Consider the following 24417-nt stretch of genomic DNA (forward strand, 5'->3'; position numbering starts at 1 on the left):
GTCACATCCGATAGATAACTTATGCGGCCATTACTAATTTATCCTTTCACATCGTAAAGTTAGGTGTGAAATAAGTGAGCATGCATGACGAAAGAATCACATCCTTTGGACAAGCGAATCATCAAGTTGATGCAGGAAAAGCGCGGCCTGCTTAAGAAAGAAGCCAAAGCGGTACTGAAACAAGAGGTGTACCGGCTTAACCCGGATGAAATCCAGAAAGTGAAACTGTACTCAGAACATTTTGGTTTGAACTCCCAGCAGCAACTGTTGAGTGAAATTCTCGATCTGCGCCGTGAAGCCTTAATATCACAACTGTCGATTTGAGATACAGCCCACCAAATACGTGCCGGTGCCAATTCAACATTTATGCTGATTCAACATTTTTGATGAATAATTGTCTCGTCCTAAACCACGACTACCACCGGGAATAATTACCGCCCGGCGAAAAAGGTCAGCAGATTTTCAAACGCCGTACGAAAATAGAGCTCGTAGCTGTTGCGTTCCACGTAGCCTAAGTGGGGCGTGGCAACGACATTAGGCAGTGATAATAAAGGCTCGTTTTGCGTTGAAGCAGGTTCGTGTGCAAACACATCCACCGCGGCCCGCTTCCCCGGACAGGCATTCAATTCCTGATACAGTGCGTTACTCTCCACCAGCTCGGCACGACTGGTGTTGACAAACAGCGAGTCCGGTTTCATCTGCCGCAGATCGTCTGCAGTCACGCAGCCTTTGGTGACCTCATTCAAACGCAGATGAAGTGAGAGAATATCGGCTTGCGAGAAAAATGCCGCTTTGGACTCTGCGGCCACAAAGCCATCTTCTGTGGCGCGCTGCCGGGACACTTCACTGCCCCACACCAACACTTGCATTTCAAACGCGTTTGCATAGCGGGCAATTCGCTGACCAATCTTGCCATAGCCCCAGATGCCGAGCGTAAGGCCATGCAGATTACGGCCAAGACCGAGTTGGTTGCTGTCCTGCCAGCGATCTTGCCACAGGTTGCTGCTGTAAGCGGGAATATAGCGTGATGCCGCCATGATCAACGCCCAGCACAACTCTGCCGGAGCGACAGGTGAACCGATTCCTTCCAAAACCTGAACCCCAAAGCGGGCGCATAGTTCGGGATCAATATGATTGCTGACCTTGCCGGTCTGACTAATCACCTGCAACTTAGGCAGTGCGTTTAATAAGGAGGCGGTAATTTGTGTTCGTTCGCGAATCAGCACCAGAGCATCCATATCCGCCAGTTTGTGAACTAAGACACTCTCGGGTAGTGTTCGCGTGATTACGGTCACATTGTGTCCGGCCAGTAAGCCGAAACAGTCGAGTGATTGCACGACGTCCTGATAATCATCCAAAATCGCTATATTCAACAGTTTCATCCTTATACTGAAAACATCATTGCCGATGAATAAGCACGGTGCTTATTCAATAGCTCCGCCAATAACATAGCATCTGGATTCGGATAAAAATCTGGTTGTGGAGCAATTATGATGACTGGGTTTGAAAAAACTCGTCGCGCTCGTCACGGCATTCGTACGATCCCATTTCAAACTCACGACAAATCCAGGGGCGGTTCTCATAGATGGTGCACATGAAGGTTTCTCGGTCGATGGCCGCGCACCAACCATCATCCAGGCGTTTCATCGTTTCACCACCCCACTTATCACGGCTGATGAATTCATCAGGCACACCGGTATCGGTAAGGATCATGACTTCCAGACGGCAGCAGCAGGCCTTACAGTTAGAGCACAAAACAGGCGGGTTGGTATCGGTTTTAACGGGAATATTCATAGCACAGGCCTTGGTTCAATTGGCCATCATACCTGTTATCACCTGTGCTGTAACCCGAGATCGCGGGTTATTTCACGACCGTCATTCTATGTCAGCGACCATACAAGAAATTGTCAGATGCGTGCAGGTTGAGAACTGGCGATGCAACGTTTTGAATAATTTTAAATTTACACTAACATAACGACTTGTTCTCACTCACTCGCCACCATAATCAAATAAATAGGATCGTTATGCGCTTAACAAGGATTTTAATCGCCTCAGCTCTGCTGTCTTTCAACACGTTTGCCGCACCGGCACCGGATCAACTTTTTTCAACCATCAATCAACGCCTGAGCTACATGGAAGACGTTGCATTATACAAAGCGAATCACCACAGGCCGATTGAAGATATTGAGCGCGAAGCGGTCGTGATCGACAAAGCGAGTGATTCCGCCCAGCAGCAAGGGCTTAACAAGCAAAGCATTGTGGGATTTTTTCAAGCTCAGATTTCAGCAGCAAAGGCAATTCAATATCGCTACCGCGCTGATTTGCTCAGCCAGAACACCACGGCTCAACCACGTGATTTAAATCAGGTCATCCGTCCGGAACTTCTCAAACTGGGTAAACAGATTAACAGCGAAATCGCGCATTTTCTGCTGCAAGGCGGGACATTCAGCGCCGATGAACTTCCCCGCTTCAAACAGGCACTCACCGCCCGCTATCTGAGTGACAGTGATAAAGAAATGCTGTTTGCCGCTTTGGCTGAGATCAAACTGCAATAGAACTGCGCCGCGCAAAATGAATATTGAAAAATGGGCACCGTCAGTGCCCGTTTATCTGTTGATGAATCAACATCCCCGTTAAATTACCACAGACGCACACCAAAATATTTCGCCACCAGCCAGAGCATAGGCCACCTTTGATTGATAGCAACACGACTGCAGTAGCAACTGCCATGAATAACGCTGTCCATGAACTCACTTCTCTGCGTGTTTGTTCAATAGTTAATGATAAAAACCATATATCAGTCAGCAGGTTAAACAAAAATCATAAATACGCGCAAACCACCGACAAGCCATGATTCACCCGCTGCTCCTTTTCCCCTACAGGAGCCGTATAGTGTAGTGCCACACGTGCCTGCTCAGTACCTGCCAGTTTTGCTATCACCCAGGCAGCCAGATACTCAGAGGCCAGACATCCACCGGCCGTCGCGATATTGCCACGGGCATAAAATGCTTGTTCCAGCACAGTCACACCCGATTCCATCACCCAGGGTTTGGTGGTCAGATCGGTACAGGCCGGAATATCATTGAGAAGACCCAGTACCGACATCAACAAAGTGCCGGAACACTGGCCGCCGATCAGTTGAGTCTCCGGACTAAGCTTAAGACGCGACAATACCTGTTCATCATGCGCAATATCCCGGGTATAGATACCACTGCCAAACAACACCACGTCCGCCTGATTGGCAAACTCCAGCGGCTGCTGCGCTTCAATCGTCACTCCGTTCATTGATGTCACTCGTTCACTTGGACTGCAGATCTGCACATTCCAGCCGTGGGGCTTCATCCGGTTAAGAATGCCGGCGGCAATAAAGGAGTCCAGTTCATTAAAACCATCAAACGTGAGTACTGCGATATTCATATTGGCTTCCTTTATATTCTCTGCAGGTAACAATCCGGCTTCTGACGAGCTTTAACACGGCTCCTCGGCTGAAGTGACTTTTTGATGTATTCAAAATAAGCAACTTATCTTGTATTAACAAGCATTAATCCTCGATACACCCGGCGCGTTTATCATTCGCTTTGGGTTACTTATCTCCCGTTTCATCGCAGGTTAAAAAGACCACTGAGTATATTTAAATCTGGGTCCGAGTTGTTGCTGCAGGTTACCTGCTCAACGCCGGCTGGATACTCCTGTGCGGCTTGTTCACGATACAAGCGAGCTTCGCGGCGGAAAAGAAAAACGGCGCCCCGAGGGACGCCGTTTCATCTTGGCCGGCAGTAAAAGACGAGATCACAGAGAATTTTCGATAGCACTGCAGCTGGTCACACTTACTGCCGCCCTGAGATGAAAAGGGCACACGTGAATGTCGCGATTAACATTCGATCACGTTAACCGCCAGGCCGCCACGTGATGTCTCTTTATATTTGTCCTGCATGTCCATACCGGTATCACGCATGGTTTTGATCACCTTATCCAGAGAAACAAAGTGCTCGCCATCACCACGTAATGCCATTTGGGCTGCGTTGATTGCTTTCATTGCTGCAATCGCATTACGCTCGATACACGGTACCTGAACCAGGCCACCAACCGGGTCGCACGTCAGACCCAGGTTGTGCTCCAGACCAATTTCCGCCGCATTCTCGATTTGGCCCGGCGTTCCGCCCAGTACCGCACACAAACCTGCCGCGGCCATCGCACACGCAGACCCCACCTCACCCTGACAGCCCACTTCCGCACCAGAAATCGACGCGTTTTTCTTACACAAGATGCCAATCGCTGCCGAAGCGAGCAGGAAGTCAACGATGTTGTCATCCGTAACCTCAGGCGTGAATTCGGTATAGTACATCAGCACCGCCGGAATGATCCCCGCCGCGCCGTTGGTCGGCGCAGTCACCATACGCCCGCCCGCGGCATTCTCTTCGTTCACCGCCAATGCATACAAGTTGACCCAGTCCATCGCGTTCAGCGTAGAACTGATCACATTCGGCTTGGTGCAGTACACCAGAGACTCATGCAGTTTTTTGGCGCGGCGTTTAACGTTCAAACCGCCCGGCAGAATACCTTCGGCCTTAAGGCCATTGGCAATACAGGTTTCCATTGCACGCCAGATACCAATCAGTTTTTCACGGATTTCGCTTTCCGGGCGCCAGCTTTTTTCATTTTCCATCATCAGCTGCGCAATGTTCATATTATGACGTTTGCACAGTTGCAGCAGCTCTTCACCATTACCGAAATCGTACGGTGCCGATACTTCTGCCGGATGTTCGTTAGTGGCCTGAGCTTCTTTCTCATCCAGAATGAAGCCACCACCAACCGAAAAGTAGGTATTACGGTAAAGTGTCTTACCATCATCCGCCAACGCGATAATTTCCATCGCATTGGGATGATAAGCATGGGTATCATTCAAGAACTGCATATCGTCTTTCCAGTTAAATGGAATCGACTTCTGGCGTTTTACCCACAGGTTGCCGCCTTCTTTAAGCTCTTTGGTGACCAGAGGGATAATTGAGGTGTCGACCGTATCCGGCAGTTCACCCATCAACCCGACCAAAATAGCGGAATCTGTACCGTGTCCAACCCCGGTCGCACTGAGCGAACCTAAAAGTTTTACTACGATACGACCGGTCTGTTCCAAGTAGCTGCTCTCGTCGAGTTCGTCGACAAAACGCTTGGCCGCAACCATTGGACCAACCGTGTGGGAGCTCGAAGGCCCCACACCAATTTTAAACAGATCAAATACACTGATTGACATTGCCCCAACTCCTGTCAGTGGCTAAGAATAATTGTGCGATCACCAGACAAGAACACACGACGTTCAACATGATGCTTAAGCGCGTTAAACAGCGTGATACGTTCGACGTCCTGACCTTTTGCGATCAAATCTTCCGGATAATGAGCGTGCCCCACTTCCTGAATGCCCTGTGCGATAATCGGACCTTCGTCCAGGTCATTGTTGACATAATGAGCGGTCGCACCGACCATCTTCACGCCTTTTTCCCAGGCTTGATGGTAAGGTCGTGCCCCTTTAAAACCAGGCAGCAATGAGTGGTGGATGTTGATCGCTTTGCCGTCCAACTGCTCACACAACCAAGGCGACAGTACCTGCATGTAGCGCGCCAGGACCACCAGTTCGATATCATATTCGTCAAGCAGGCGAACAATTTCAGCCTCTTGCTGTGGTTTGGTTTCTGCGCTAACCGGAAGATGGTAGTAAGGGATGTTGTGCCATTTCGCTAACTCTTCCAAATCTGGGTGGTTAGAAATGATCAGTGGCACTTCCACTTTGAGCTGGCCGGTACGGTAGCGATACAATAGATCGTTCAGGCAGTGATCGTATTTCGACACCATGATAGCCATACGGGTACGATGACCCGGAGCCGTCAAATTCCATTCCATAGAGAAGTCTGCCGCACGAGCGCCAAACGCTTCATCAAATGCCTCGGGTGCAAACGCATCCAGTTCGGCCGGCAAAAATTCGATACGGATAAAGAACTGGCCAGAAGCTCGGTCATCAAATGACTGAATTTCTTCAATATAATGCCCTGCTTCAGCAAGGTAACGTGTTACTACGTCGACCGTTCCGACAACACTTGGACAGCGGGCAGTAAAAATCCACGGTTGAGTCATATTCGTCATAGATCCCTCTACTCAAATAAGACCGGCACATAAAGTGCCGGTGAGATTAGATGTTGTGGTAAGTATTATTTTTCAATCGCTAAGCCGTATTCCAGGCTCGCATCCTGAAGCCACAACCACAGGTAATCAGCGAAGCTGCGGCGAATCACTAACTCGAAACGCTCATCTTCGATGCGGCGGATGATTGCGCCGCTTTTTGCGAACACACTCGATACCACTTTACCTGCCGGGAACTCGCTTAGGTGGAAATCGATTGGACACGATTTCTTCAGCACGTCGACCGCAAATGGGCCAGACAGTTCCAGAATGGTTGAGCCGCCACTGCCGTTGACCAGCGAGTAGTGTCCTGGCAAACGCTCACGGAAAGCCGCTTCGACATCAAATGCTGCCAGACCAGGAACGGTGATCAGCCACTCATCAGGAGATAACCAGCGCGCTGCGTAGTCACCTTTTGAGGTTGAAGTCAGCGGTTTCAGTGGCAGCGGGAAGCCCAGAATGGACTCCACTGCACTGGTTTGCTCTTCATTAGATGCATCACACCGCAGTGTCAGGTGACCCATCAGTTTCAGCTCTTTCAGGACCACGCCTTTGCCTTTCGCCGGCATGCTGGCCAGTTTATCCAGCTCAGCGTGGTGCAGTGGCGATTCACCCAGGATTTCGCCACCAGGGAGCTGGTTCATCAGGTCAACGCCACCTTGAACGTTTGCTTTATCAATCACAACAGAATCAGACATGTTGGCGCTCTCCTTTTGGATCCAAGAAAATAGGGCTACAGATTTCAGCTTCGATAACAGAGCCATCAACCTGCGGGTAGAATACTTTCTCACCCATGCGGTTCAGGCCACCTTTCACAAAGCCCATCGCAATACTGCGGTTCAGGTTCGCACTCCAGTAACTTGAAGTGATATGACCTACCATTGGCATCGGAATTGGTGCATTCGGGTCAAAGACGCCTTGTGAACCTTCCGGCAGTACCACGTTTGGATCAATCGTTTTCAGACCAACCAGCTGTTTACGGTCATCACGTACACAGTCTTCACGCGCCATACCACGCTTACCGATGTAGCTGAATGGTTTGCTGTTCGCCACACACCAGCTCATGCCAAGGTCGTGTGGATGAACACTGCCGTCTGTATCCTGACCTGCGATAATGAAGCCTTTTTCTGCACGCAGAATGTGCATGGTTTCAGTACCGTACGGCGTGATGTTGTACTTCTTGCCGTGTTCAATCAGTTTCTTCCAAACGTGCATGCCGTAGTTAGCCTGAACGTTGATCTCGAATGACAGTTCGCCGGTGAACGAGATACGGAAGATACGAGCCGGAATACCCGCGACTGTCGCTTGCTGCCAGTCCATGAACGCAAAGCTATCTTTACTCAGGTCTGCGTCAGTCAGCTCTTCCAGTAGTTTACGGCTGTTCGGGCCGGAAATCGTTGCTGTCGCCCAGTGATCAGTCACAGAAGTGAAGTACACTTCCATATCCGGCCATTCTGTTTGATGGTAAAGCTCAAGCCATTCCAGAACGCGTGCTGCGCCGCCAGTAGTGGTCGTCATCAGGAAGTGGTTTTCGCCCAGGCAGGACGTTACACCATCGTCGAATACCATACCGTCTTCACCACACATCAGGCCGTAACGACACTTACCGACGGGCAGTTTCGCCCAGGCGTTGGTGTACACGCGCCCCAGGAACTCACGGGCATCTTTACCCTGGATATCAATTTTACCCAGCGTTGATGCATCCAGAATGCCCACTGACTCACGGACTGCCAGACATTCGCGGTCCAGAGACTGTTGCATGGTTTCATTACCTTTCGGGTAGTACCATGGTCGTTTCCAAAGACCGACATCTTCAAATTTCGCGCCGTTCTCCAGGTGCCACTGATGCATTGCAGTGTAGCGTTTAGGATCAAACAGCTCTTTACAGTTACGGCCGGCAATCGCACCAAACGTCACAGGTGTGTAGTTTGGACGGAATACGGTAGTCCCTGTTTCAGGGATGGTCTTGTTCAGTGCTTTCGCAGTGATTGCCATACCGTTGATGTTACCCAGTTTGCCCTGGTCAGTACCAAAGCCCATAGCGGTGTAACGTTTTACGTGTTCGATTGACTCGAAACCTTCACGACACGCCAGCTCGATACCGGCGGCAGTGACATCGTTCTGGAAATCTACAAACTGTTTGGGTGCTTTAGACGTTTTCTTATCGTGCGGGATATGGAAAAGCGCCATCGGTTTTGCTGGAGTTTCAGTGTTCAGTGCTGGCATAGCAACGTCAACCGCGCTTAAACCAACTTCCTGAATCGCTTTGATACCAGCTTCGATACCTTGCTGCATTGCCGCTTCAGTGGTGAACTTACCAGTAATAGCACCGGCAATCAGTTGCTTCTGCTTAGTTGCACCCGGTACAAAACCAATCACTTCATCATCCCAAACCGGACGGCTGCCAGTGTGACAAGACAGGTGCACAACCGGGCTGAAACCGCCAGAGGTTGCAATGGTATCGGCAGACAGGATTTCACCTTTACCACGCAAAGCATTACCGTTGGCGTCGATTGGAGCCACGCGAACACCGGTCACACGTTTGCTACCTTGTGCTTCAACCACTGCAGACCCTTTGATGACACGAATGCCAGCCTGAGTTGCTTTGTGAATCAGAACGCTGTCAGCCTGAGCACGGGTATCAACCACAGCCACAACCTGACGGCCGGCTTCATGCCAGTCCAGTGCAGTCTGGTAACCGCTGTCGTTAGTGGTCATGACGACCAGTTTTTCGCCTGGTACAACCGAGTAACGGTTGATGTAGGTTGAAATCGCACCACACAGCATGCTGCCTGGCAGGTCATTGTTACCGAACACCAGTGGTCGCTCGTGCGCACCCGTTGCCAGTACAACCCATTTCGCACGGACACGGTGCATGCGCTGACGGACAGTATTCACCGGAGCCAGATCAGCCAGGTGATCAGTACAACGTTCATGAATGGTCAGGAAGTTATGATCATGGTAGCCGTTCACTGTGGAACGAGGCAGTAGCATCACTTCCGGACAAGATTTCAGCTCAGAGACCACGTCGTTTACCCACTCGGTCGCAGGACGATCGTTGATTTTCTCTTTTGAGCTCAGCAGTGAACCACCCATTTCAGATTGTTCATCAGCCAGAATGACACGTGCGCCGCTGCGTGCTGCAGCCAGAGCTGCCATCAGGCCTGCAGGGCCGGCACCGACAACCAGAACATCACAGTGCTGGTTCACGTTTTCGTAGCGATCCGGATCGTTTTCCAGTGGAGAACGGCCAAGACCTGCAGCGCGACGAATGAATTTTTCGTAGGTTTCCCACATAGACTTCGGATACATGAACGTCTTGTAGTAGAAACCAGGAGGCATCATGCTGCCACCGACTTTACCAATGATACCCATCGCGTCGGTTTCAACATTTGGCCAGCCGTTAGTCGACTGACCGACGAGTCCGTTAAACAGCTCTTGCTGTGTACCACGAACGTTTGGAACCTGAGTCGCTTCAGTGGCGCCAATTTGGAAAATTGCATTTGGCTCTTCTGCGCCCGCCGCGACAATCCCGCGTGGACGGCTGTATTTAAAACTGCGGCCAACAACATCAACACCATTCGCCAGTAGTGCCGATGCCAGCGTATCGCCTTTAAAACCACGATAAGACTTTCCGTTGAACTGGAAAGTAACAGGTTGTGTGCGATCAATACGGCTTTCCGCTGCAATACGATTTACCTGTGTCATCCTAACACTCCTTTACTCCGCAACCACTGATGGTTGCTCTCCAATTTTGTAGACTTCTTTGATTTCGTAAGTCTGTGTATCGCGGGTTACGTTGAAGAACTTGCGACAGCCTGCTGAATGCACCCACATTTCGTGGTGCAGACCACGCGGGTTTTTACGGAAGAACAGGTACTGACCCCACTCTTCGTCTGTGCATGAATCCGGGTCCAGAGGACGCTGAATGTGCGCCTGGCCCTTAGCATGGAACTCTTCTTCTTCACGATACTCACCGCAGTGAGGACAATAGATCAGCAACATAATACGTCTCCTGTTAGTGCGCTACGCCTGCGGCACCGTGTTCATCGATCAGTGCGCCATTGTTGAAACGGAACATTGAAAATGGCGCCGCCAATTCATGCATTTCACCTTTCGCCAGGCTCGCAGCAAATACGTTGCCCGATCCCGGGGTCGCTTTAAAGCCACCAGTACCCCAACCACAGTTGAAGAACAGGTTCTCGACCGGAGTCTTAGTCATGATTGGACATGCATCCGCTGTTGTATCAACGATACCGCCCCACTGACGGTTCATGCGAACTCGTGAGAAAATTGGGAACATTTCAACAATTGCCTGCACGGTGTGCTCAATGGTTGAATAAGAACCACGCTGACCGTAACCGTTGTAGCCATCGATACCTGCACCGATAACCAGGTCGCCTTTGTCCGACTGGCTCACGTAGCCGTGAACGTGGTTAGACATGACAACAGTGTCGATAATTGGTTTGATTGGCTCAGAAACCAGTGCCTGTAGCGGGTGAGATTCCAGCGGCATATCGAAACCGGCCATTTTCGCCAGTACGCCAGAGTTACCTGCCACCACACAACCTACGCGGTCGGCCATGATGTTGCCGTAACGGTTGGTTTTCACACCAACAATCGCACCATCTTCGATGATCATGTCAACCACTTCGGTTTGCTGAATCAGGTCAACACCCATGCTGTCTGCGCCGCGGGCAAAGCCCCATGCAACCGCATCGTGACGTGCCACACCTGCGTTAGGCTGCCATGAAGCGCCCATCACCGGGTAACGTGCGTTTTCAGAACAATCCATGTGAGGAACAATTTCTTTCACCTGTTTTGCGTCCAGCACTTCACCTTTAATACCGTTCAGACGGTTAGCAGCAACACGACGTTCGATATCACGCATATCTTGCAGTGTGTGGCCCACGTTCAGACAGCCACGCTTAGAGAACATCACGTTGTAGTTCAGATCCTGTGACAGGCCGTCCCACAGTTTCAGTGAGTGTTCAAACAGGAATGCGGCTTCGTCCCACAGGTAGTTTGAACGCACGATAGTTGTGTTACGTGCTGTGTTACCCCCACCCAGGTAACCTTTTTCAATCACGGCTACGTTAGTAATGCCGTGCTCTTTGGCCAGGTAGTAGGCTGTTGCCAGACCGTGACCGCCGCCACCAACGATGATGACGTCATATTTCTTTTTCGGAGTCGGATTACGCCACACGCTCTGCCAGTTTTCGTGGTGAGATAGCGAGTGCTTAAAGAGACCAAAGCCGGAATAATGCTGCATTGTTTTGTTCCTTCATTTCAGCCAAAATCCAAATGTCATCACTGACATTTACTGGTATGCCGGGAAATCACGACATAGCGCTTGGACGTTGTTGCGTACTTGTTCAATCACAAGTGCCAGCGCTTGCGGTTCGTTGAGCACATCCAGGATGTCTGCAATCCAACCAGCCAGAGCTTCACACTCAGTGACACCGAATTTACGAGTCGTCACCACTGGCGTACCGATACGCAGACCAGAGGTGACGAATGGAGACTGAGGGTCACCAGGAACCGCGTTTTTGTTCACAGTGATCCCCGCCTGGCCCAGTGCTGCATCAGCAGCTTTACCTGTCAGACCCTGACGAATCAGGCTCAGCAGGAACAGGTGGTTGTCTGTGCCGCCAGAAACAACATCGAAACCGCGCTCGATGAAGACTTTCGCCATCGCCTGAGCGTTTAGAACTACTTGTTTCTGGTACTCAGCAAATTCAGGCTCTAATGCTTCTTTAAACGCAACAGCTTTTGCTGCGATAACGTGCATCAGCGGGCCGCCCTGACCACCTGGGAATACAGCTGCGTTAAGTTTCTTTTCCAGCTCGGCGTCACGAGAGATGATCAGACCACCACGTGGACCACGCAGAGTTTTGTGTGTTGTGGTTGTGACCACATCAGCGAAAGGAACCGGGTTCGGATAAACACCAGCAGCAACCAGACCAGCAACGTGCGCCATGTCCACAAACAGGTAAGCACCAACTTTGTCTGCGATGTCACGGAAACGAGCCCAGTCAACAACGCGTGAGTAAGCTGAGAAGCCTGCTACGATCATTTTTGGTTTGTGTTCCAGTGCCAGCGCTTCAACTTCGGCGTAGTCAATTTCGCCTGTTTCTTCGTTCAGACCGTACTGAACGGCATTGTAGATTTTACCGGAGAAGTTCACGTGAGAACCGTGAGTCAGGTGACCACCATGAGCCAGGCTCATACCCAGAACTGTATCGCCTGGCTCACACAACGCCATGTAGACCGCTGCGTTTGCCTGAGAACCTGAGTGTGGTTGTACGTTGGCGTACTCAGCGCCGAACAGTGCTTTAGCACGATCGATCGCCAGTTGTTCAACATCATCGACATATTCACAACCGCCGTAGTAGCGTTTTGCCGGGTAACCTTCAGCATACTTGTTGGTCAGCATGGTACCCTGAGCTTGCATAACGCGCGGGCTGGTGTAGTTTTCCGAAGCAATCAGCTCGATGTGGTTTTCTTGTCGCTTTTCTTCTTTAGTGATCGCCGCCCACAGCTCGCTGTCGTACGATTCGATTGTCTGGTCTTTGCTGAACATGTCGTCTCCTTGGTATGATCTTTTTTCCTTTATTCGATTGATGCCGGATTCTGGTGTTATCTGGTACACAGTTGAGCCTTGTGTCATCCAAAAACAGAAACCGTAATCACAACGCAATAGTAACGAATCGGTAACATGCTACTTGCGTAATCGCGCCGTTAGATTGCGAATTTGCGACAAGGTCAAAAAACGTACATAACCTTTTGTTAAATATAAAAAAACCGGAGTTTATAACTCCGGTTTTGCTAAAAACGCCGTTTTACGACAGATAAAATCGCTACAATTTAAAGCGGCCGACAATAGAACCAAGCTGAGAATTGACGCTGGCAATCTCTTCCGCGTCACGCAGTGCCTGCTGTCCGTTCTTGTCGAGATTACTCACGATGTCGCTGATCGCATTCATGTTACGACTGACTTCCTGAGTGACGCTACTCTGTTCTTCAGCGGCAGTCGCGATCTGGGCACTGAGGTCATTGATCTCATCGACAAAGCGGGTCAGGGTTTCTAAGCTCGCTTCCACATCCACTGAACCGTCTGCAGTTTCCTGACAGCGTTCTTTGGTGTAGCGCATCGAATCGACAACCGTCTGACAACCGCTCAGCAGGTCGCTCAGCGCTTCTTCTATTTCACCGGTACTCTCTTTGGTGCGACTGGCCAGTTTACGTACTTCATCCGCCACCACAGCAAAGCCACGCCCCTGATCGCCGGCACGCGCCGCCTCGATGGCCGCATTGAGTGCCAACAAGTTAGTTTGCTCGGCAATATCACCAATCACGGTCAGAATCGTGCTGATATTTTGCGTCTGATCATTCATCTTTTGCACGTCCAGTGACGCTTTGTCTACATCCGCAATCAAGGCCGATACGGTCTGTTTCGATTTGTCGACAATACGCCGTGATTCATCACTGGTTCGGTTGGCTTGCTGAGTCAGACTGGCTGTATTGGCAGCATCGGTCGCCATAGAATTCGCCGTTGCGTCCATCTCCTCTACTGCGGTAACAATTTGCTCAGTTTCGGTAACATGGCTTTGCAGAATATCCCTGTTGCTGCTCGACTGCTGACGCAGACGCTGCACGTTGTCCTGCAATGAGCCACTGGCCTGTTTGACTTCCAGCATCATGTTCTGCAGATCTTCGATAAAGCGGTTTACCCCCTGCGAAATCTGGCCGATGTCATCGTTCGAGGTTACGGTAAGGCGCTGGGTTAAATCGCCGTTACCACTGGACAGATTTGCAATAGTATCTCGCAATGAAATAATTGGCCGGTAGAGGAAATTAATTAGAACGAACGCAATCAAGACACACAGTATTGTCGCCACCACAGTGACCAGAATAGCATTGGTTCTGGCATCTTCTAATTGAGCGAAGGCAACCGACTTATCCAGACCAATGGCGTAATACCATTTTTTGTCGCCGGCATGAATGATGTGAGAGAACAGAATTTTGTCCTGCCCGTTAAGATTGTACTCAAACACGGCTTTGTCTTTCCCGACCGCAGTTAAAGCCGCCTCTTTAAACCACGGATAATCCGTACCTTTGTCGCCACCTTTGATTACAGTCGAAGACGATGCCAGTAACGTGGTGTTCTCATTCATGATCACAGCCACCGCACCCGGGATAGTCGTTTTGACCATATCGTTCAAAAACGATAAGGTCATGTCCGCGGATACGGTACCACCCTGCATTTTTTCGATGATGGTGACCCAGTTAGCTCCGTCAGTGCCCTTATACGGATCGGTGACTGTCACGCCGGAAGCGCGCTGCGCCGCCTGATACCAGGGCCGCTGGGTAACATCACCATTGAATTTGTGGTTTGGCCAGTTGGCGGTCGCGATGTTCCAGTAGGCATCACCGTTATCAAATGCCAGCACCGCGCTTTCCAGATTGAGTGCGTTAGCCAGAAACTTGGTCTGGTTAATCAGTTGATCGGCAGAGCCGCTCATCTGCTGATTTTTGTACTGTTGAGCAATTTTGCTCACGCCGCCTACTTTTTCATTGATGTAGGAGCTGATCATGGCCGCTTGCTCTAGGACAAAACTGTTACTTTGAGCCATAATACTCTTAGTTAAAGAAGTTTTTTGCTCGTAGTACGAGGCGAAATTGGCCAGTGCTACGGAGATTGCAACCAGTAAGATAACGGACAATAATAAAGTCCTTTTTAATCCCATGTTTTTCATTTATTTTTCCATCTCGAATGGTGATTTATGGCAGTATTAACTGGATACTTTAATATTAAGAGAGTTTCATACCTAATGAAAATGACCTAAATCATTTTCTTGGAAAAAGAGTAGCACTCATATCATCTGAGTGCTTAGCTTCTCACGACATCTAGTGAATTTTTATAACCAATAATGGAGAGAAAATGAGTAGCGATAACGGTGGTGTTCCCCACCCTAGTGGCAAAGCAAACCCGATTGATACGGATTACACCGTTGGTCAGGACAATGTTGTTCTGTCCGTCGGTCCGTTTGGTCTGGACATTCATAACCGTGTTTTCGCGGTATCAGGTTTGGCGATTGTCATCTTTGTATTTGCAACCCTAATCTTTCGCGAACAAGTCGAACCGCTGTTCCTTGACCTGCGGGCATGGCTGACATCCAGTCTGGACTGGTTCTTCCTTCTGTCTGGTAACATATTTGTTGTCGTCTGTCTCGGACTGGCCATATCTCCTCTCGGCCGGGTACGGATCGGCGGTACGGATGCAACACCGGATTACAGCTATTCAGGCTGGCTGGCCATGTTATTTGCGGCCGGCATGGGGATTGGCCTGGTCTTCTTTGGCGTTTCTGAACCCATGACCCATTTTACAACCGCGCTGGGCGGCACCACTCTAGAAAATGGTGTGCGTACCGACTGGGCACCGCTGGGTGGTGCGATGGGCGATAGCGAAGCCGCACGTTCGCTCGGTATGGCAGCGACGATTTACCATTGGGCACTGCACCCTTGGGCAATATACGCATTGCTGGCTCTGGGACTGGCTATTTTCTCGTTCAACAAAGGGTTACCACTGACTATGCGTTCAGTGTTCTATCCGCTGTTTGGTGAACGCGTTTGGGGCTGGACCGGTCACATCATTGATATTTTGGCTATCGTGGCAACAGTGTTCGGACTGGCGACATCTCTGGGCTACGGCGCGTCTCAGGCTGCGACCGGGTTAAACTTCTTGTTTGATATCCCACTGACCGACACCACGCAAATTATCCTGATCATTGTGATCACTGCATTTGCACTGCTGTCTGTATTGGCCGGCCTGGATGGCGGCGTAAAACGCCTGTCAGAAATGAACATGCTGCTGGCCGCGCTGCTACTGTTTTTCGTGGTAGTCATCGGTCCGACTGCCGCCATCCTGCTCGGTTTTTTCGACAATATCGGTGCTTATCTGACCAACTTCCCTGCACTGTCTATGCCATTTGGCCGTGAAGATGTGAACTATTCTCAAGGCTGGACATCGTTCTACTGGGCATGGTGGATTTCATGGTCACCATTCGTCGGTATGTTCATTGCACGTGTATCACGCGGTCGGACCGTACGCGAATTTATCGTCTGCGTGCTGATTGTTCCGTCAACCGTGTGTGTGTTCTGGATGACGGCATTCGGTGGTACCGCGATCAGTCAGTACGTCAACGACGGTTATAAAGCCGTGATGGACGCAGACCTGCCATTGAAACTGTTCGAAATGCTGGAAGTCATGCCTCTGCATGAAATTACATCCTTCATCGGTATCGTCCTGGTCGTTGTGTTCTTTATCACATCATCGGATTCAGGTTCACTGGTTATCGACACCATTGCTGCCGGCGGTAAAGTTGATGCGCCAACACCACAGCGCGTATTCTGGTGTACCTTCGAAGGCTTGGTCGCGATAGCATTGCTGCTAGGTGGTGGTTTGGCCGCGGCGCAGGCCATGGCGGTGACAACCGGCTTCCCGTTCACTATCGTCTTGTTGATCGCGACAATATCGCTGATTAAAGGCCTGATGAGTGAACCACGGGTTAAGAAAGCCAAATAGCGGTTTACTTTAAACGACAATGGGCAGGCTCCGTGACCGAGTTTGTGTACGGAGCCACTCATTGATAAAGAGACACAGATACGAAAAAAGCCTCGCAGTCTTCACTGCGAGGCTTTTTATATGAGCACTAAACGCTAACGGCAGAGCATCAGGCCTTGTTCTGGCCCAGCAATTCCTGCGCTTGCGGCTGTGTCATCGTAATATGCAGATCGCGCTGCGGAAAAGGAATGGTCATGCCTGCTTCCTCAATCTTACCTTTCACCTGGCGCTGAATGCTCCAGTAAGTTTCCCAGTATTTGTCTGTGGTACACCAGGCACGTAATTGCAGATTCACTGAGCTGTCCGCCAGCATCTGAACCATCACTTGAGGTTTCGGATCCAGCATGACCGCTTCATGGCTGAGTGCTAAATCCTGAAGCACTTTCAGGCCGGTTTCAATGGAATCCTCGTAAGAGATACCCACCACAATTTCCATACGACGACGGCCATTTCGGCTGAAGTTACGAATAGTTGCGTTCCAGACAGTGCGGTTCGGGCTGGAAATATACAGGCCGTCACCGGTTTCAAATACTGAGGTAAACAGACCGATATCTTTTACCGTACCGCTGTAACCGGCAAACTCAACGAATTCACCTTTTTTAATCGGTTTCAGGAACAGAATCATAATCCCCGCAGCAATATTGCTCAGGGTATCTTTTAATGCCAGACCAATTGCTAAACCGGCAGCACCGACTAAGGCAACCAAACTGGTGGTATTGACACCAAACAGGTCGAGAATAATGACCAGAGCGAGAATGTAGACAATATAACCACCGACTTTAGACATCAGAGAAGCGACAATCTCATCACCATTGCTCACTTTCATGATGGCTTTCTGAATACCGGCACGCAGCAGTTTTGATGCGATAGAAGCAATCACTAAAATAAGCAGGGTTAAAATTGAGTTCTGGATGATATCCAGAATCAACGCCTGATGTGTCTCGTAAAAGCTGACGAGTAACTCCATTTTTATCTCCGTAACGGGTTATGGATGTTGTAAAACAGTGCCCGGTGATATCCGTCGGGCACCAGCATTTGACAGCGCTAACCCACGCTGCCCTGAATCAGGTAAATGTTATAACTTAAATAACACAGAACGAACACTCCCCCTTCCAGGCGGGAAATGGTTTTCGCTTTGCCAAGTTTGACTGCGGTCAGCAACAACAAAGCTGTAAAGAACAAGACCGATGACCAGTCGCGCCAGAAAATTTCCGCGCCAACATCAGAAATGGGTTCAATGACACCGGCAATACCAACGACCGCCAACGAATTAAACATGTTCGAACCGACAACGTTACCTACGGCCAGATCATGCTCACCTTTGCGGGCGGCGGCTAATGAGGCGGCCAGTTCAGGTAAGGAGGTACCCAGCGCGACAATGGTCAAACCGATTGTCAGCTCGCTGACACCCAGTTCCTGTGCAATATTGACCGCTCCCCATACTAAGATACGTGAACTGGCGACCAACAGTACCAAACCGGTAACGAGCCAAAAAATAGCGCGGGACAAGGTCATAGATTGCGGCATCACCTGTTGTTCCACTTCAGCCGGTAGCTGGCTTTTCCGCGAGCGCAAAGCACTCAATAGTGACCAGCCGACAATGCTGACGAACGCCGCTAAGAGCAACCAGGCCTCAATAGAACTGATATCGTGATCCCACAGCATCACCCCCAATACCAGAGTGATCAGCAGCAGAATTGGTAACTCTTTACGAATAATGGTCGAGTGCACAGCTAACGGCGCTATCATCGCCGTCAAACCAAGGATAAGACTGATGTTGATGATATTGGAGCCGAGTGCATTACCCAAAGCCAACGAGGGATTGCCATCCAGTGCGGCCATCGCGGATACCACCATCTCAGGTGCTGAGGTACCAAAACCTATCACCAGCATACCAACCACCAATGGCGGTGTACCGGCATAACGCGCACTGACTGCAGCACCTTCGATAAATCGGTCTGCACTCCACATCAGGAGAATGAATCCGGCAACAATTGCCAGTATCGAAAACAACATAGTTTCAGTCCTACTATCTATACATGCTTAAAAACGGGAAAATAAGAAGGATGTATGAGTCAGTATCAAACTATGGCGTTGTTCTAATAAGTATACCAAATTATCACTTTCAATTGTGACAACAATTTGGGCTCACCATGCTTATTTTTGCAGTCGGTATAAAATTTGTGGTCAGCATAAAATTCAGCCCAGCCGAACATTCGGATGAGCTGAATGATAAATCAGATGAGATAGACGCTAGAGCTTCTGATTGAACTGGCTGACCGCATCCACAACTCGCTGTGAACCACGCTGAATATCTTCCATCACCTATCCGGCCTCTGTCGACAGCTCCAGCGTTTCGGCGGCCTGGGACTGACAGGCAGCAATCAGTTCCACCGCATTACGGGTTCGTTTCAGGTTTTCGGTGACGACAGTACTGATTTCTTCCGTGGTACTGTTGGTACGTGATGCCAACTGTCTGACCTCATCAGCAACCACCGCAAAACCACGGCCCTGTTCACCGGCACGCGCTGCTTCAATAGCTGCATTGAGCGCCAGTAGATTAGTCTGGTCAGCGATACCACTGATACTGGCAACTAGATCATCAATACGTTTAGACTGCTCATTAAGTGCTTCAATGCCCGCACTGGCCTGTTTCATCTGTGCGACCAGCGCGTCCATTTTTGCAATAGTCGTACTGACAACCTGTTGCCCTTGCGCAGTCTGTTGGCCGGTAATTTCCGACACATCAAAAGCGATTTTTGCCGCTTGCGACACCGCAATTTCCTGATTAACCAGCTCGGTGATCACGGTCGCGAATTTCACCACTTTATACAGCTCACCTTCCGAGTTATGAATCGGGTTATACGAAGCCTCAAGCCAAACGTCCTGGCCGTGACTGTCTATACGTTTAAAGCGGTCAGAGACAAATTGACCCGTTGCCAGTTTACGCCAGAACTCTTTGTATGCGGGTGAATTTACCTCAGCTGAATCACAGAAAATACGGTGATGTTTACCCGCGATCTGCTCATTATTGCGATAGCCCATGGTACGCAAAAAGTTCTCATTGGCGCGCAAAATAGTCCCGTCAAGCGAAAACTCAATCACCGCGGTGGAACGGTTGAGCGCCTTAAGCATATCCTCATGCTCTCGGGACGTTTTGATGGTCCGTGTCAGCTCAGAACCATAGAGAATAAAGCTTTCCAACTTACCTTTACTGTTCAGGATCGGCTGCAGAATGACGCGTATCCAGGCGTCATCACCGTTATTTTTTTCGATCTGTAGAGCGCCATTCCAGTGCTGTTTAGTCTCAATAGCCGCTTTCATACGATTAAAATGCTGGGTGGTTCGGGCTTTCTTGGGTACAAGCTCTACCAGAGGCTTGCCCACCAGCTTTTCAGCCGCCAGACCCAATTCCGTTTGCAGACGGTGATTGACGGAGGTCACGACTCCATTAGCATCCAGACTGATTCGCATCATATCTTCGTCAAGACTGTCACGTACCTGCTCTAAAGAATAAAGTGCTTCACGAAGCCGCTGATTTTCCAGCTGTAATGACTTATTGAAAAACATAGTGACCCTTTTAAAACGCCGAAAGTATAAAAACAATTCTAGACCATTACCGTTCACAGAGCGGATTCTGACCTGAATGATGAAAAATGCTTCTGATTGAACAGTGTAATAGGTAAGCCTCAAAACATGCCAGATTTTTGTTTCTGTTGATAATTTTATGGCAGACCAACGGCAATTTGACGCTTGATACACGTCCATCATGTACCCAGATAAACCAGAGTGTATCGCCGTTGATACATTCACAAAACTGAATACCGCACAACAAGAATGAAATGGTCACCGACCATCCAACAACCAATAATAACAATTCAACAACAAGATGAAATAATGATTCATTGACAAAACCCGTTCGCAATCAGTGAACACGGCACCGCCACTGATCGTAAGTGACGAACGATGTCAGTGCATAGTTATTTATCAAACCGATAACTATCTCTTACCTCGCAACTATAAGGAAATTGCTATGCTTAATGGTCTGCCAGCCGTGATGCTTTGCGTTGTTTCAGTCTCTGCATTTGCTCAAACGGATGTGATTCTACTTGGAACCGGTACGCCGGTTCCTGATCCGGAGCGTAGTGGATCTTCAACTGCCATTGTCGTTGATAATGAAGCGTACATATTTGATGCCGGCGGCGGCATGGTGCAACGTGCCCTACAAGCTGCGCAGCGATACCAACTGGAGGCGCTTTATCCGACCAATATTCGTCATCTGTTTTTAACCCACTTGCACAGTGACCATATCCTTGATGTCCCTGAATTAGCTGCGACCTACTGGTGGCGGCGCGAGCATCAACTGGAAATTTACGGTCCGGTGGGCACCCAAAAGTTCATGAATGGTTACTATGATATGTTATCGGTGGATACTGATTTACGTAATTCGGGTAAACAGCCAGTAAAAAACCCAACCTACTATCAGGCCAAAGTCACAGAGTACAGTCAGGGTCAGGTAGTGTTTGACGATGGTAAAGTCACGGTCGAAGCCTTCAACGTTCCGCACGGCGCGATCACCCCTGCCTTTGGTTATAAAGTCACCACACCAGACAAAGTGGTGGTGATCAGCGGCGACACCGCCTATACCGACATCATGGCCGAAAAAGCTAGCGGAGCTGATATACTGGTGCATGAAGTCATCAGTGAGCAGGGGCTTTCCCAACTGACTCCGTTCTGGCAAAGCTATCATTCTAGTAGCCACACCACCACATCCAAACTGGCACAAATTGCCCGTAAGGCCAAGCCCGGCAGCCTGGTTTTAACCCATATCTTGCACTACACTGCACCGATTGAAAGCGTGAAGACCGAAATAGAGAGCCAGTATGGCGGTACTGTGGTACTGGGGAATGACCTCGACCGTTTCTGATCAGGCCTTTCCATCCTCGGCAACTCACCGCAAGTAACAAAAAGCCACCGTGATATAAGGTGGCTTGTTAGACTATGGGCTGATTTAACCTAGTTGTCCTGACAACGCCGATACGTAATGAATGGCATCGACCAGCTCTTGTGCACTGATGGTGCGCGGCATATTGCCCATATCTGAGGTATTGACCGACGCAGTGGCAATATCAAACAGTTCCGTCTCCGTCAGTTCGGCAATGTCAGCCAGAGTGACCGGAATACCACAGCGTTTTGCTAAATCAATTTCTGCCAGGATTTCAGCGTCTGTTCGACCTTCCAGCACTTGCAGTACCAGGTTGCCAAAACCGACCAGCAAACCGTGACCAAAATCGCGGGTTTTCGGATTGGTGGTAAAACCGTCAAACAGTGCATGCGATGCCGCAACGTGATCACCCACGCCCATAATTGAGGTAAACCCGGCAAACAGCACGATAGCATCGGCAGCACCTTCGAGTGCGTCGCTTGCCTGTTGCTTCGCATTATCCTGCATCGCCTGCTCACCGTAATCACGGATCAGGTCGTAACACAAACGGCCATTCGAATATGCGGAATAGTTAAAGCTGCATTTAGGCAGGTTATCGGCAATCGCACGGAACTCGTACAGTTTTGCCAGCGTGTCACCCAGACCCGCCGACAGCCAGCGCGGTGGTGCATGAGCAAGGATATCGGCATCAATAACCAGAGCCAGCGGTGCTTTAGCCAGCTGCTTCATGCCCATATAGTGGCCTGACTCATCGTACATCACCGTCACGGTTGAAGATGCAGCACACGTGGCAGCAATGGTCGGAATAGTTACAACCGGCAGTTGCAGGTCATCGGCAACCCATTTGCCCATATCAATCGCTTTACCGCCGCCGATAGCAAAGATCACATCCGCACCGGCACGCTTTGCCTGCTCGCTTAGGCGCTTCATATTCACTTCCGTCACTTCGCCGCCGTACCAGCTGTCGGTTAGTTCACGGCTGCCCTTTACGCGTTGCAGTGTTGGTAATGTCACTGACAGCGCGGTCTTGCCTGCTACAATAAACACACGTTGCAGCGAATCACTCAACGATGAAAAGACGTTATCCAGACAATGACTGCCTTTAAGAATTTGGTGCGGAAGTGAAACGGTTTGAGTTTGCACGGTAATAATCCCTGTATCCTTTATATCTGGCGCCAATCTACAGAGTAGGCCCGGTGATGAGTATCGAATTCTTTGCAACTGAGCCATGAATTAAATTCATCGCTCAGGCTTGTCATCATTATGGACCAACCGGACCAGTTCTTCATTATTCAACCGAATGGGTAATGAATATCGAATCAGTTAAGCCAGATATTTATCCATTTCGTCCGCAGGCACCATTCCGCCGCCGGTTGCCCAGATAACATGCGTGCAATCTGCCAGGCGGTCCATATCAACATCGAGCGATCGCAAATAGTCCTTGTGCTGGCTGACCACGACCGGGCCATACACCGCCGCCGCCGCAGAAGGTTCAACCCGTATATGCTCGCTGCTGTCCAAGGCTTTCAGCCACCGCAGCATGTGTTCATCACTGATGGTGTAGTAGCCGTCAATCAAACGCTGCATGGCTCGGCCGACAAAACCGGACGGACGCCCGACCGCCAGACCATCGGCGGCGGTTTTATTATCAACCCCAATATCTTGCACACAGATCTCGTCATGCAGGCCGGTGTGTACGCCGAGCAGCATCGCAGGCGAATGGGTCGGCTCGACGAAAATGCAGTGCACATGATCGCCAAACGCCAGCTTGAGGCCAAACCCCACCCCACCCGGCCCGCCACCGACACCACATGGCAGGTAGACAAACAGTGGATGCTCAGCATCGACCACGATGCCTTGCTCATCAAACTGAGCTTTTAGACGTTCTCCCGCAACCGCATAACCGAGAAACAGTGTTTTGGAGTTTTCGTCATCGATAAAGAAGCAATCTGGATCACTTTCTGCTGCTGCACGTCCCTGCGCCACCGCCACTCCGTAATCCTGCTCATACTCAACGACTGTCACACCATGTGCCCGCAGCTTACGCTTTTTCCACTCGCGTGCATCTGCCGACATATGAACGGTGACATCAAATCCGAGTTTTGCACTCATGATCCCAATCGACAGACCGAGGTTGCCGGTTGAACCGACTGCGATGCGGTGGCGGGCAAACAGCGCCCGGCACTCCTCACTGAGTAACTTGCTGTAATCGTCACTGAGCTTGAGTAACCCGGCTTGCAGAGCCAATTTTTCCGCATGGGTCAGCACTTCATAAATGCCACCGCGCGCTTTAATCGAGCCCGAGATCGGCAGATGGCTGTCCTGTTTGAGATACACCGTGCCGATGGCTGCCAGACCGGACTCCGCAATCAACCGTTGTTGCAGTTGGCTGACCGGCGTCAGGGGCGATTCAATAATACCCTGGCTGGCGCGGGTGTCGGGAAACGCCTGCATCAGATAAGGGGCGAAGCGACTCAGACGCTCACTGGCGGCTTTCACATCATTGGCATCCAGACCCACATCAGGCAGGGCCGTTTTTAGGTCAGTCACCGCGGGGTTGAACCAGCAGGTTTCCTGTAACTGAATCAACTGCTGTACCAAGGGATAACGACTGACTAACTGTTCAATCTCGGACTGATTCATTTGCTTTCCTTGTGATCTCAGACGCTCAGGT

Annotated in this window: 19 protein-coding genes and 1 pseudogene; 4 read left to right on the forward strand and 16 right to left on the reverse strand. The window is 50.1% G+C overall.

The window, feature by feature from the left end:
* Positions 1–84 precede the first annotated feature (84 nt).
* Positions 85–324: a hypothetical protein gene (locus tag E6C74_RS18220; RefSeq protein ID WP_136487481.1), complete on the forward strand. Its 240-nt coding sequence runs from the start codon at positions 85–87 to the stop codon at positions 322–324.
* Positions 325–431: 107 nt separating this feature from the next.
* Here the strand turns inward: E6C74_RS18220 and E6C74_RS18225 are convergent, their stop codons facing one another.
* A complete protein-coding gene (locus E6C74_RS18225; protein ID WP_136487482.1) occupies positions 432–1373 on the reverse strand; it encodes a D-2-hydroxyacid dehydrogenase family protein in 942 nt (313 codons plus the stop codon).
* A 115-nt stretch (positions 1374–1488) separates the two neighbouring features.
* Positions 1489–1794 (reverse strand): YkgJ family cysteine cluster protein, encoded by a 306-nt coding sequence (locus tag E6C74_RS18230; RefSeq protein ID WP_136487483.1) that lies wholly within the window; start codon positions 1792–1794, stop codon positions 1489–1491.
* A gap of 230 nt (positions 1795–2024) precedes the next feature.
* On the opposite strand from E6C74_RS18230, the gene E6C74_RS18235 reads away from it, so the two are divergent.
* The gene (locus E6C74_RS18235; RefSeq protein WP_136487484.1) at positions 2025–2555 is read left to right on the forward strand and encodes a chorismate mutase; all 531 of its coding nucleotides are present in this window, start codon (positions 2025–2027) and stop codon (positions 2553–2555) included.
* Between the two features lie 265 nt (positions 2556–2820).
* On the opposite strand, the gene E6C74_RS18240 is transcribed toward E6C74_RS18235, so the two are convergent.
* From E6C74_RS18240 to E6C74_RS18280, 9 genes are all read right to left on the reverse strand, one after another.
* Positions 2821–3417 (reverse strand): DJ-1/PfpI family protein, encoded by a 597-nt coding sequence (locus E6C74_RS18240; RefSeq protein WP_136487485.1) that lies wholly within the window; start codon positions 3415–3417, stop codon positions 2821–2823.
* Between the two features lie 454 nt (positions 3418–3871).
* Positions 3872–5251 carry an L-serine ammonia-lyase gene (locus E6C74_RS18245; RefSeq protein WP_136487486.1) on the reverse strand — a complete coding sequence of 460 codons (1380 nt, stop codon included), beginning with the start codon at positions 5249–5251 and terminating at the stop codon, positions 3872–3874.
* A gap of 14 nt (positions 5252–5265) precedes the next feature.
* Positions 5266–6135 carry a formyltetrahydrofolate deformylase gene (purU, locus tag E6C74_RS18250; RefSeq protein ID WP_136487487.1) on the reverse strand — a complete coding sequence of 290 codons (870 nt, stop codon included), beginning with the start codon at positions 6133–6135 and terminating at the stop codon, positions 5266–5268.
* 65 nt (positions 6136–6200) lie between these two features.
* A complete protein-coding gene (locus tag E6C74_RS18255) occupies positions 6201–6869 on the reverse strand; it encodes a sarcosine oxidase subunit gamma family protein (RefSeq protein ID WP_136487488.1) in 669 nt (222 codons plus the stop codon).
* Positions 6862–9879, reverse strand: a complete 3018-nt coding sequence (locus tag E6C74_RS18260; RefSeq protein WP_136487489.1) for a sarcosine oxidase subunit alpha — start codon at positions 9877–9879, stop codon at positions 6862–6864. The genes E6C74_RS18255 and E6C74_RS18260 overlap by 8 nt, the downstream gene beginning before the upstream one ends.
* Before the next feature lie 12 nt (positions 9880–9891).
* Positions 9892–10176 (reverse strand): sarcosine oxidase subunit delta, encoded by a 285-nt coding sequence (locus E6C74_RS18265; protein WP_136487490.1) that lies wholly within the window; start codon positions 10174–10176, stop codon positions 9892–9894.
* 13 nt (positions 10177–10189) lie between these two features.
* Positions 10190–11443 carry a sarcosine oxidase subunit beta family protein gene (locus E6C74_RS18270; RefSeq protein WP_136487491.1) on the reverse strand — a complete coding sequence of 418 codons (1254 nt, stop codon included), beginning with the start codon at positions 11441–11443 and terminating at the stop codon, positions 10190–10192.
* A 48-nt stretch (positions 11444–11491) separates the two neighbouring features.
* Entirely contained in the window at positions 11492–12754 is a 1263-nt protein-coding gene (gene glyA / locus E6C74_RS18275) for a serine hydroxymethyltransferase (protein WP_136487492.1), read from the reverse strand.
* Between the two features lie 277 nt (positions 12755–13031).
* Positions 13032–14807, reverse strand: a complete 1776-nt coding sequence (locus E6C74_RS18280; protein WP_346762939.1) for a methyl-accepting chemotaxis protein — start codon at positions 14805–14807, stop codon at positions 13032–13034.
* A 308-nt stretch (positions 14808–15115) separates the two neighbouring features.
* Here E6C74_RS18280 and E6C74_RS18285 point away from each other — a divergent pair, with 308 nt between their 5' ends.
* A complete protein-coding gene (locus tag E6C74_RS18285) occupies positions 15116–16759 on the forward strand; it encodes a BCCT family transporter (protein WP_136487494.1) in 1644 nt (547 codons plus the stop codon).
* A gap of 148 nt (positions 16760–16907) precedes the next feature.
* Here E6C74_RS18285 and E6C74_RS18290 read toward each other — a convergent pair whose 3' ends face one another.
* The 3 genes and pseudogenes from E6C74_RS18290 to E6C74_RS21235 all read right to left on the reverse strand — a co-directional run bounded on the left by E6C74_RS18290 (position 16908) and on the right by E6C74_RS21235 (position 20368).
* Positions 16908–17765, reverse strand: coding sequence for a mechanosensitive ion channel family protein (locus E6C74_RS18290; RefSeq protein ID WP_136487495.1), 858 nt, complete (start codon positions 17763–17765; stop codon positions 16908–16910).
* 77 nt (positions 17766–17842) lie between these two features.
* On the reverse strand, positions 17843–18814 hold the full coding sequence (locus tag E6C74_RS18295) for a calcium/sodium antiporter (RefSeq protein WP_136487496.1): 972 nt from the start codon (positions 18812–18814) through the stop codon (positions 17843–17845).
* Between the two features lie 237 nt (positions 18815–19051).
* Positions 19052–20368, reverse strand: a pseudogene (locus tag E6C74_RS21235) (PAS domain-containing methyl-accepting chemotaxis protein).
* 463 nt (positions 20369–20831) lie between these two features.
* Here E6C74_RS21235 and E6C74_RS18305 point away from each other — a divergent pair.
* Positions 20832–21725: an MBL fold metallo-hydrolase gene (locus E6C74_RS18305; protein WP_136487497.1), complete on the forward strand. Its 894-nt coding sequence runs from the start codon at positions 20832–20834 to the stop codon at positions 21723–21725.
* Between the two features lie 84 nt (positions 21726–21809).
* Here the strand turns inward: E6C74_RS18305 and E6C74_RS18310 are convergent, their stop codons facing one another.
* Both E6C74_RS18310 and E6C74_RS18315 read right to left on the reverse strand, forming a co-directional pair.
* Positions 21810–22886, reverse strand: coding sequence for an iron-containing alcohol dehydrogenase family protein (locus tag E6C74_RS18310; protein WP_168797057.1), 1077 nt, complete (start codon positions 22884–22886; stop codon positions 21810–21812).
* A 180-nt stretch (positions 22887–23066) separates the two neighbouring features.
* Entirely contained in the window at positions 23067–24386 is a 1320-nt protein-coding gene (locus E6C74_RS18315; protein ID WP_136487499.1) for a D-serine ammonia-lyase, read from the reverse strand.
* Between the last annotated feature and the right edge of the window lie 31 nt (positions 24387–24417).

It is taken from the genome of Vibrio sp. H11 (assembly GCF_004804295.1).
Classification (GTDB): Bacteria; Pseudomonadota; Gammaproteobacteria; order Enterobacterales; family Vibrionaceae; genus Vibrio; species Vibrio ostreae.